The 10,899-nt window shown below is 28.2% G+C and carries 12 protein-coding genes; all 12 read left to right on the forward strand.

From position 1 onward, the window contains the following. Position 1 precedes the first annotated feature (1 nt). The 12 genes from QOZ93_RS03715 (at position 2) to QOZ93_RS03770 (ending at position 10,778) form a co-directional block, all read left to right on the forward strand. Positions 2-268 (forward strand): stage V sporulation protein S, encoded by a 267-nt coding sequence (locus QOZ93_RS03715; protein ID WP_111942726.1) that lies wholly within the window; start codon positions 2-4, stop codon positions 266-268. A 244-nt stretch (positions 269-512) separates the two neighbouring features. Further along, positions 513-4,079: a chromosome segregation protein SMC gene (gene smc / locus QOZ93_RS03720; protein WP_307355149.1), complete on the forward strand. Its 3,567-nt coding sequence runs from the start codon at positions 513-515 to the stop codon at positions 4,077-4,079. 15 nt (positions 4,080-4,094) lie between these two features. After that, positions 4,095-5,000 (forward strand): signal recognition particle-docking protein FtsY, encoded by a 906-nt coding sequence (ftsY, locus tag QOZ93_RS03725; protein ID WP_111942722.1) that lies wholly within the window; start codon positions 4,095-4,097, stop codon positions 4,998-5,000. Between the two features lie 81 nt (positions 5,001-5,081). After that, a complete protein-coding gene (locus QOZ93_RS03730; protein ID WP_111942720.1) occupies positions 5,082-5,426 on the forward strand; it encodes a putative DNA-binding protein in 345 nt (114 codons plus the stop codon). A gap of 9 nt (positions 5,427-5,435) precedes the next feature. Next, positions 5,436-6,782, forward strand: coding sequence for a signal recognition particle protein (ffh, locus tag QOZ93_RS03735; RefSeq protein ID WP_111942718.1), 1,347 nt, complete (start codon positions 5,436-5,438; stop codon positions 6,780-6,782). 32 nt (positions 6,783-6,814) lie between these two features. Beyond that, positions 6,815-7,060 carry a 30S ribosomal protein S16 gene (rpsP, locus tag QOZ93_RS03740; RefSeq protein ID WP_111942716.1) on the forward strand — a complete coding sequence of 82 codons (246 nt, stop codon included), beginning with the start codon at positions 6,815-6,817 and terminating at the stop codon, positions 7,058-7,060. Between the two features lie 20 nt (positions 7,061-7,080). Then, on the forward strand, positions 7,081-7,308 hold the full coding sequence (locus tag QOZ93_RS03745; protein ID WP_111942714.1) for a KH domain-containing protein: 228 nt from the start codon (positions 7,081-7,083) through the stop codon (positions 7,306-7,308). 62 nt (positions 7,309-7,370) lie between these two features. After that, on the forward strand, positions 7,371-7,865 hold the full coding sequence (gene rimM / locus QOZ93_RS03750) for a ribosome maturation factor RimM (RefSeq protein WP_111942712.1): 495 nt from the start codon (positions 7,371-7,373) through the stop codon (positions 7,863-7,865). Then, positions 7,865-8,587, forward strand: a complete 723-nt coding sequence (gene trmD / locus QOZ93_RS03755) for a tRNA (guanosine(37)-N1)-methyltransferase TrmD (protein ID WP_111942710.1) — start codon at positions 7,865-7,867, stop codon at positions 8,585-8,587. Before rimM ends, trmD begins: the two co-directional genes overlap by 1 nt. Before the next feature lie 104 nt (positions 8,588-8,691). Beyond that, positions 8,692-9,036: a 50S ribosomal protein L19 gene (gene rplS, locus QOZ93_RS03760; protein ID WP_111942708.1), complete on the forward strand. Its 345-nt coding sequence runs from the start codon at positions 8,692-8,694 to the stop codon at positions 9,034-9,036. A 77-nt stretch (positions 9,037-9,113) separates the two neighbouring features. Further along, positions 9,114-9,956 carry a ribosome biogenesis GTPase YlqF gene (gene ylqF / locus QOZ93_RS03765; protein WP_111942706.1) on the forward strand — a complete coding sequence of 281 codons (843 nt, stop codon included), beginning with the start codon at positions 9,114-9,116 and terminating at the stop codon, positions 9,954-9,956. A 15-nt stretch (positions 9,957-9,971) separates the two neighbouring features. After that, positions 9,972-10,778: a ribonuclease HII gene (locus QOZ93_RS03770; RefSeq protein ID WP_111942704.1), complete on the forward strand. Its 807-nt coding sequence runs from the start codon at positions 9,972-9,974 to the stop codon at positions 10,776-10,778. Positions 10,779-10,899 lie beyond the last annotated feature (121 nt).

The raw sequence follows: 10,899 nt of genomic DNA on the forward strand, positions 1-10,899 counted from the left end.
CATGGATATATTAAAAGTTTCAGCAAAATCTCAGCCTAAATCCGTAGCGGGAGCTTTAGCAGCAATTTTACGAGAAAATCAATCAGCAGAAGTTCAAGCTGTAGGAGCAGGGGCAGTTAATCAAGCAGTAAAAGCTATTGCTATTACGAGAGGATATGTAGCACCCAATGGTATTGATTTAGTGGCTATTCCGGCTTTTTCAGAAATAGCTATTGATGGTGAAGAGAGAACAGCAATTAAATTTATTGTAGAACCAACTAAGGGCTAAATTAAAAACCGTGTTTGCACGGTTTTTAATTTTTATATATACATAAATTTAAGTTACTTGATATTTTGATGTAAATATAATAAACTAATAAAATGGATATATTAACAAAAACGAGGTGTTGTTTTTATGAGAAAAAAGCAAAGAGAAAAGGTTACAAAAATTATGGCTGTAGCTATATTAGTAGTGTTTGTAGCGGTTACTTTTCTTTCAGTTATAATTAGATAAATTTAGGAGAGATTAGTGTATGTTCCTTAAATCTATAGAAATTAGAGGATTTAAGTCTTTTGCAGATAAGACTGAGTTGAATTTTAAAAAAGGCATAACTTCAGTAGTTGGCCCTAATGGTAGTGGTAAGAGTAATGTTTCCGATGCTGTAAGATGGGTTTTGGGGGAACAAAGTGTAAAGAGTTTAAGAGGGGCAAAAATGGAAGATGTAATTTTTGCAGGTACAGAATTTAGAAAACCTGTTGGATTATCTCAAGTTTCTCTTGTTTTAAACAATGATGATCATGATTTAAATGTTGAATATTCTGATGTAAAAATTACAAGAAGGCTATATCGTTCGGGAGAAAGTGAATACTTTATAAATAATACTAAATGCAGATTAAAAGATATTCAGGAATTATTTATGGATACGGGTATAGGTAAAGAAGGATATTCAATAATTGGACAAGGCAAGATAGATGCCATATTAAGTGGTAGACCAGAGGAAAGAAGATCACTTTTAGAAGAGGCGGCTGGAATAGTTAAATTTAAAACTCGTAAACAAGAGGCGGAAAGAAAGCTTGAAAGTACGGAACAAAATTTAATTAGAATTATGGATATATTAAATACCTATGGTGAAAGATTAGAACCTTTAAAATCAGAGATGGAAAAGGCTAAAGAATTTTTAACCTTATCTACAGAATTAAAAAATAAAGATTTAGCTTTAACTATAGATATCATAGAAAGAATCCATGATAGGATTAAGCTTGTAAATAATGATAATATAAGTAAAGAAAAGATTCTAAAAACATATTCACATAAAAAACAAAGGTTAAAAGAAATTTTAGAACAATATAATAAAACTTTAGAAGAATATGAAATTGCTAATAAAGAAAATAGAGAAGAATATTATAATTCTAAAGAAAAAATAAATAATATACAAAACCAAATTAAACTTATAGAAGAAAAGATAAAAAGTTTAAATATTTTTTTAGAAAGTTTTTCCGAAGAAAAGAAAAGAAACGAAGAAGAATTAAATAATTTATCTTTAAAAAAAGAAATTCTTGAAAAAGAAATTCAAGAAATAAATAAAGAATTTTTAATTTATGAAGAGTCTATACATAAGGGTAATGAAAGTTTAGAAAAACTGCAAAAAAGTATAGAAGAAGATAGTTTAAAAACAAGTGAATTAAAACAGAAACTTAAAGTTTTAAATGAAAACGAAAATAAAAAACAACAAGAAGTTGAAAATCTTAAAAGGGAACTAAAGGCTTTAGAAGAAAAAATAGAGGATATAAAATTTAATTTCGAAAATACCCTTAATATTATAAAAATTAATAATAATACCAGATTAGAATTAGAAAATCAATGTGAAATTTTAAAGAATAAAATATCTCAATTAGAGAATACTTTAAAAGAAAATCTAAAAAATATTGGTATTCTAAGAACTAAGGTTAGAAATGAAGAAAATAAACAAAAAAGCATAAATATAAATTTAAGCAAAGAAGAGGCACAGTATAATTTGCTTTTAAATTTAGAAAAACAACATGAGGGATATACAAAAGCTGTTAAAAATTTAATGGATCATATAAATAAGAACTTTATTAAAGATGTTAAAGAATCTTATGTTTTAGGTGAAATAATAAATGTTCCTGAAAAATATGAAAAAGCTATTGAAATTGCCTTAGGTGCAGCTATATCTAATGTAATTACAGAGAATGAGAATGAAGCTAAAATTCTTATAGAGTATCTAAAAGAAAAGAATTTAGGGAGAGCGACATTTTTACCTTTAAACATTATTAGAAGCAAGAATTTAAGTGTATTTGAGTCTATAAAAAGTATGAATGGATTTATGGGAGTAGCAAGTTCACTTATACATTATCCTTTAAAGTTCAAAAAGGCCATAGAATTTGTTTTGGGTAATGTAATTATTGCTGAAAACATGGATTGTGCTTTAAAAATTGCTAAAAGAATAAATTATAGTAATAGAATTGTTACTTTAAGTGGAGAAGTTCTTAATGTAGGTGGATCTCTTACAGGGGGAAGTACGTATAGTAAAAGTTCTAATGTTATAAGTAGAAAAAGGGAAATAAAAGATACAGAAGAAAAAATTAATACTATAAAACAACAGTTAAATGATATAACAAAGCTTATAGAACAACATACTAAGAATATTAGCTTTTTAGATGAGGAAACTTTAAATTTAAGGGATACTATTCATGGAGAAAATATTGATCTTGTAAAGTTAAAGGAAAAAATAAATTCACTAAAAGATGAGGAAATAAGATGTAACAACTCTATTAAGACTTTAAAAGAAAATTTATCAGATGGAACTTCTAAAATTAAGTTTTTTAAAGGACAAAAAGAACTTTTGATAAAAGAAATTGAAGAATTTGATAAAGAAAAAAATGATTTAAATACTTCAATACAAAATATAGAAAGTGGATTACAAGATTTTATTTTTAAAATAGAGGCTCAAAAAGAAATTTTAGTTAATTATAAAATTGAATTAGCTAAGGTAAATGAAAAGGTAGAGAATAAAAATAATTTATTAAGTAATTTAGACATAGCTATTCAGGATAAATTGAATAATATAAAAGAATTTGAACATAAACAAAAGGAAAATATAGAGGCTATTAAAGTATATAAAGAAAAGATAGAAAACTTTAAAATGGATTTAGAAACTTTAAATAAAGAAATTTTTTCTTTAGAAGATAGATTTAATCTTAAAGAGCAAGAAAGAATAACTTTAAAGGAACAAGTAAAAAAGGTAAATTCTGATTTTGAGCAAGTTTTAATGGAAGAAGAAAAAGTTGAAAAAGATGTCAATAAAATTGTAGTAAATTTGACTAAGTTAGAGACAGAGAAACAAGGTATTATAGATAGGCTTAATGAGGAGTATGATATTACATATGCAGAAGCTTTAGATTATAAAGAAGAAAATTTGGATCATACTGATTTGAAAAAGACAATATCTTTATTAAAAGAAAAAATTAGTTCTTTAGGCATAGTTAATGTTGGGGCTATAGAAGAATATAAAGAACTAAAAGAAAAGTATACCTTTATGAGTGAACAGAAAATTGATTTAGAGAATTCGAGAGAAGAGGTAATTAAAGTTATTGAAGAGATGACTTTAAAAATGAAAGAGGTTTTTAGAGAAAATTTTGAGAAATTAAATGAATATTTTCATGAAACTTTTAGAGAATTATTTAAAGGTGGAAGTGCATCCCTAATTTTATCAGAAGGTGATGAATTAGATGGTAAAATAGATATAAATGTACAGCCTCCGGGGAAGAAACTTCAAAATATAAATTTAATGTCCGGTGGAGAAAAAGGATTATCTGCTATTGCACTTTTATTTTCAATTTTAAAAATGAAACCAACACCATTTTGTATTTTAGATGAAATAGAAGCTGCCTTAGACGATGCTAATGTTAAAAGGTATGCAGATTTTTTGAAAAAGTTTTCGGATAAAATTCAATTTATAGTAATTACTCATAGAAAAGGAACTATGGAAGTAAGTGATGCATTATATGGAATAACTATGGAAGAGAAAGGAATATCTAAAGTAGTTTCTGTAGATTTAAATAAACATAAAAATGATTAGAAGGATGGTGTTCCTATGTTTGGAGGATTTTTTGACAAACTAAAAGAAGGATTAACAAAGACTAGAGATAATTTAGCTGATAAAGTAACAGATGTACTTAATTTAGCTGTAAAAATTGATGATGATATGTATGAAGAATTAGAAGAAGTTCTTATTACTTCTGATCTTGGTGTAGAGACTACATTAGAAGTAATTGAAAAATTAAAAGCAAAAATAAAAGAAAAAAAGATTAAAGATACTGCTGAAGTTAAACCTTGTTTAAAAGAAGTATTAAAGGAGATTTTACAAGATACCGATGAAACAGAAGAGAAATTTCCTAAAATGTTATTAATAATTGGAGTTAATGGAGTTGGAAAAACAACTTCTATAGGCAAAATAGCTTATTCTTATAAAGAACAGGGAAAAAAAGTTCTACTTATTGCAGCAGATACATTTAGAGCAGCAGCAATAGATCAACTTCAAATTTGGAGTGGAAGAGCTGGAGTAGATATTGTAAAACATCAAGAAGGGGCTGATCCAGGTGCAGTAGTTTTTGATGGTATTCAAGCTGCTAAGGCACGTAATTCAGAAGTTGTAATTTGTGATACAGCTGGAAGACTTCATAATAAAAAAAATCTTATGGATGAGCTTGCAAAAATAAATAGAATAATAGATAGGGAATTTGGATCAGAAAATGTAGAAACACTTTTAGTATTAGATTCTACTACAGGACAAAATGCAGTACAACAAGCTAAGCAGTTTAAGGAAGTTTGTAATATAGATGGAATTATATTGACTAAATTAGATGGTACTGCAAGAGGTGGTATAGTAATCTCCATCAAAGAATCTTTAAATATACCAGTTAGATACATTGGTGTTGGAGAAGGAATGGAAGACTTACAAAAATTTAATGCAGAAGCATTTGTTGAGGCATTATTTTAAAAAAAATATATGTGTTAAGGAAAAATACTTGACACATATATTTTAATCTGATATTATTATTTTTGTGTTTAAGGTGATGTTATGGAAAAGCGAACAGAAATACTTATATTGTTTGATATATATGGTAATTTATTAACAGAAAAACAAAAGAATGTGATGGATTATTATTATAATGATGACTTATCTTTATCCGAGATAGGCGAAAATAGTAACATCAGTAGGCAAGCTATACATGACACTATAAAAAGGTGTGAAAAGTTGTTATATGAATATGAAGAAAAACTTCAACTTTTAAAGAAAAATTATATTTTAGAACAAACTAAAAGTAAAGTAAATGATTTGTTAGAAGAATTAACTTTTTTAGATAATCAAGAGGTTAATGATATTGTACAAAAAATTTATAAAGAGTTGAAGGAGATAAATTAGGAGGTTTCTATGGTATTTGAAGGTTTATCCTCAAAGTTACAAGAGGCTGTTAAAAAGCTTAAGGGAAAAGGAAAGTTAACTGAAAAAGATATAAAAGAGGCTATGAGAGAGGTTAAACTTGCACTTTTAGAAGCAGATGTTAATTATAAAGTTGTTAAAAGTTTTGTAAAGACAGTTGCCGATAAGTGTATGGGTGAAGAAGTTCTTGAAAGTTTAACACCTGGTCAACAGGTTGTAAAAATAGTTAACGATGAGCTTACTAATTTAATGGGAAGCCAAGAAAGTAAAATAGAATTTTCTTCAAAAGGATTAACCGTAATTATGCTTGTAGGACTTCAAGGTGCAGGAAAAACAACTATGTGTGGAAAACTTGCTTTGAATCTTAGAAAAGCGAATAAGAAACCTTTATTAGTAGCTTGTGATGTATACAGACCGGCAGCTATTAAGCAATTACAGGTTGTAGGAAAGCAAATAGATATACCTGTATTTACAATGGGAGACAAATTGTCTCCAGTAGATATTGCCAAGGCATCCTTAGAACACGCAAAATCAAATGGTAATAATGTAGTTATTATAGATACAGCTGGAAGACTTCATATTGATGAGGCATTAATGGGAGAACTTCAAGATATAAATAAAGAAGTAGAACCATCAGAAATTCTTTTAGTAGTTGATTCTATGACAGGACAGGATGCTGTTAATGTAGCTGAAAGTTTTAATGAACAACTAGATGTAACAGGAGTAATTTTAACAAAATTAGATGGCGATACAAGAGGGGGCGCAGCTCTTTCTATAAAATCAATTACAGGTAAACCAATTAAGTTTGCAGGTGTTGGTGAAAAAATGTCTGATCTTGAAATATTTTATCCAGATAGAATGGCCTCAAGAATATTAGGGATGGGTGATGTTTTATCCTTAATAGAAAAAGCACAACAAGCTATAGATGAAGAGGAAGCTAAGCAACTTGGTAATAAAATGCTTAATGAAGATGTTGACTTTGAAGACTTTTTAAGTATGATGGGTCAAATGAAAAAGCTAGGACCATTAAATAAAATAATTGAGATGATACCAGGGGTTAATTCCAAACAGTTACAGGGAGTAGATTTAAGCCAGGGTGAAAAAGAAATGTCTAAAATAGAGTCTATGATAAACTCTATGACGGTTCAGGAAAGAAAAAATCCTAGTCTGTTATCTCAAGGATCTAGAAAAAGAAGAATAGCTAATGGATCTGGTACTACTATTCAACAGGTTAATAAACTTGTTAAAGATTTTGAAACTATGAGAAAAATGATGAAAAAAGCAAAAGGGATGCAAAAAAAATCCAAAAAAGGTCTTTTTGGAAAACTCCCTTTTTAAATAAAGCTTAATTTTTAAGGAGGTGAAATGTAATGGCAGTTAAAATAAGATTAAAAAGAATGGGTGCTAAAAAAGCTCCTTTCTATAGAGTTGTTGTAGCTGATTCAAGATGCCCAAGAGATGGTAGATTTATCGAAGAAATCGGATACTACAATCCTACAACTGAACCAATGACTTTTAAAGTTGATGAAGAAAAAGCAACAAAATGGATTCAAAATGGTGCTCAACCTTCAGACACAGTTAAAAAATTATTTGTTAACGCAGGTATCTGCAAATAATAAATGGAGGCGTATCTCATATGAAACAATTATTAGAGGTAATAGCCAAATCACTTGTAGATAATCCAGACTTAGTTCAAGTAAATGAAGTAGCTGGCGAACAATCAATAATCTTGGAACTTAAAGTATCTCCAGAAGATATGGGAAAAGTTATTGGTAAACAAGGTCGCATAGCAAAAGCAATAAGAACTGTAGTAAAAGCTGCAGCAATAAAAGAAAATAAAAGAGTTGTTGTAGAAATAATTTAAGTACATAAGAGTTAGGGGATCCTAACTCTTATTTTATAATTTTTTTTAAAAGAGGTGGAGAAATGCTAAAGGAATTTTTAGTTGTAGGACAAATTTCAAAACCACATGGTATTAAAGGTGAAGTAAAAGTATTTCCTTTAACTGATGATATAAAAAGGTTTAAAAAATTAGATTATGTAATAATTAATGATGAAGAATTTAAAATAGAAAGTTGTAAGCTTCAAAATGATAGAGTTATCTTAAAGTTTGATAAGATAAATTCTATAGATGAAGCTATAAGATATAAGAATGTGCAACTTAAAATTAGAAGAGAAGATGCTGTAAAACTTCCAGAGGATCATTATTATATTGCAGATTTGCTACAATGTGAAGTTTATGATACAGAAGAAACTTATTTAGGCAAGATGTTTGATGTTATTGAAACAGGCAGTAATGATGTGTACTGGATTAAAAATGAAGGAAAAGAACTTTTAATACCTGCAATAGGAAGTGTTGTTAGAAAAGTCGATATACAAAATAGTAAAATAACTATTCTTCCGGTGAAAGAGTGGATGTAATGAAAATAGATATTTTAACTTTATTTCCAGAGTATTTTGAGGTATTTAATCATAGTATAATTAACAGAGGAAGAGAAAAAGGGATTTTATATATTAATACATATAATATCAGAGATTTTTCTAAAAATAAACATAGGAAAGTTGATGATTATCCCTATGGTGGGGGAGCAGGTATGCTCATGACTCCACAACCTATTGTAGATTGTATAAGAAAAGTCAAAGAAAGTAACCAAGGGAAAGTTATTTTTTTAGGACCTAGAGGAAATAAATTTAATCATGAAAAAGCAAAGGAATTAGCTCAAAGTGATCAACTTATATTTTTATGTGGACATTATGAAGGAATAGATGAGAGAATAAGAAAATACATAGATGAAGAAATTTCTTTAGGAGATTTTATTTTAACAGGAGGAGAGGCAGCATGTGTTCCTATTGTTGATAGTATATGTCGTCTTATTCCTGGTGTGCTTTCTACATCTGAAAGTTATGAAGATGAATCTTTCTATAATGGATTGCTTGAATATCCTCAATATACTAGACCAGAAGTCTTTGAAGGAGAAAAGGTACCGGACATACTTCTTTCTGGACATCATGAAAATATAAGAAAATGGAGAAAGGTTCAAGCTTTAAAAATCACTAAAAAGTATAGAAAAGATTTATATTTTAAGTATGAACTTTCCGGTGAAGATAAAAAACTTCTAAAAAAATTTAATGAAAATACTTGATTAGCAAATAATAGTGTGATAAAATCATAATCGTGCATACCGGGCGGTCCTCTGTTGCAGAATGCGATTATGAACGTCTAAATATATATAAGGAGGGTGTACATATGTTAGAAATAATAAAATCAATCGAAGCTGAACAATTAAGAAATGATCTACCAGAATTTTGTGTAGGTGATACTGTAAAAGTTCACATCAAAATCAAAGAAGGAAATAAGGAAAGAATCCAAATTTTCGAAGGTACAGTTCTTAAGAGACAAAATGGTGGGGTTAGAGAAACTTTCACTGTAAGAAGAGTAGCTTATAACTGTGGAGTTGAAAAAACATTCCCAACGAATTCTCCTGTAATCGAAAAAATCGAAGTTACAAGAAGAGGTAAAGTAAGAAGAGCTAAATTATTCTACCTTAGAGATAGAGTTGGTAAGGCTGCAAAAGTTAAAGAAAGATTATAATAAATTGGGACTGTTAAAGTCCCTTTTTTTATATTAAAAATTATATATTATAAATTGAAATAAAGGAGTATAAGTTTATGCAAATTAACTGGTATCCTGGTCATATGGCTAAAACAAGAAGGGCTATAACTGAAAATTTAAAGTTAGTAGATGCAGTAGTAGAAATAAGAGATGCAAGAATAATAAAATCTAGTGCAAATCCTGATATAGATAATATATGTCAAAATAAGCCTAGACTTATTTTATTAAATAAAAGTGATTTAAGTGAAGAAGCCATTACTGATAAATGGATAAAGAGCCTAAGTAAGGAAAACGTAAAGGTTATAAAAACAAATAGTTTATCTGGTAAGGGATTAAGAGAGATTAAACCAATGCTTAATTTATTATTAGAACAAAAATTAGAAAGATTACGTTCAAAAGGTCTTAAGAATATAGTGATAAGAGTAATGGTAGTTGGTATACCTAATGTAGGAAAATCTTCTTTTATAAATAAGATGGCAAATAACAAAACGGCAAAAACAGGTGATAAACCAGGGGTTACTAAGAGTAATCAATGGATTAAAACTAAAATGGGTATAGAATTATTAGATACTCCAGGAGTATTATGGCCTAAATTTGAAGATGAACAAGTTGCATTAAATTTAGCTTTTACTGGAGCAATTAAAGATGAAATTATGGATATTGAAGAATTAGCATTAAAATTAATAGAAACTCTTCAGGAACATTATCCTAAAAATCTAAAAGAAAGATATAAAATAGAAGAATTGTGTGAAACACCACTTGAAAATATGGAACTTATAGCTAAAAAACGTGGATGTGTAATGCATGGTGGCAACATAGACTATAATAGAGTTGCAATTATGTTATTAGATGAATTTAGGGCAGGTAGACTTGGTGGAATTTCTTTAGATAGAATATAGAAAGGAAAGAAGTTTATGTTAGATATAAGCCAAATAAATTCATTAAGTATAAAGAAAATTAAAGAATTATGTAGTAAATATGAAAATAATATAAAAGATTTTTGTGATGACGAAGAATTTAATCGAGTATTAACTATATTAAAACAGGATGAAAGAAAAGGTGTACAGGATACATATAAAAAGCTTTTTAGATTAAAGGATCACTATATCAAAGAACTTAATAGGGTACAAAAATTATATGACTTTGATAAATCCTTTAATGTAAGATATATAGCTGGAGTAGATGAGGTTGGTAGAGGACCTTTAGCAGGACCTATAGTAGCTGCAGCTGTTATTTTAGATTTAAACTTAGTTATAGAGTATATTAATGATTCTAAAAAAATAGTTGAAGAGAAAAGAGAAGAGTTAAGTGAAATTATAAAAAGATGTGCTATAGATTACAATATTTCAGAAATGTCTAATGAGGAAATTGATAGTAAAGGTATAGGTTTTTGTAATAATCAAATTTTTATAAAGGCTGTTGAAGGCTTAAAAATAAAGCCAGATTTAGTTTTAAGTGATGGATATTTAATTAAAAATTGGAATGCTATTGAAAATAAACATGTTATAAAAGGCGATGCCAAAAGTGCTAGTATAGCATGTGCCTCAATTATAGCTAAGGTATATAGAGATGCTTTAATGAAAGAATACAGTGAACAATATCACCAATATAATTTTAAGAAAAATGTTGGATATGGGACACAGGAGCATGTAAGTGCTATAAGAAAATATGGTATATGTCCTATACATAGAAAAACTTTTTTAACTAAATTAAATGAATGAAAAAAAGACTCTTAAGAACTTAATATTAAAATGTACCCTTTGTCAAGGACGTTTTAAAAAAGACTATATGATAAGATGATTTCTGTATTGAACAGGAGTCATCTTATTTAAGTTCCATTGG

This window comes from Hathewaya limosa, assembly GCF_030815255.1.
Taxonomy (GTDB): domain Bacteria; phylum Bacillota; class Clostridia; order Clostridiales; family Clostridiaceae; genus Hathewaya; species Hathewaya limosa.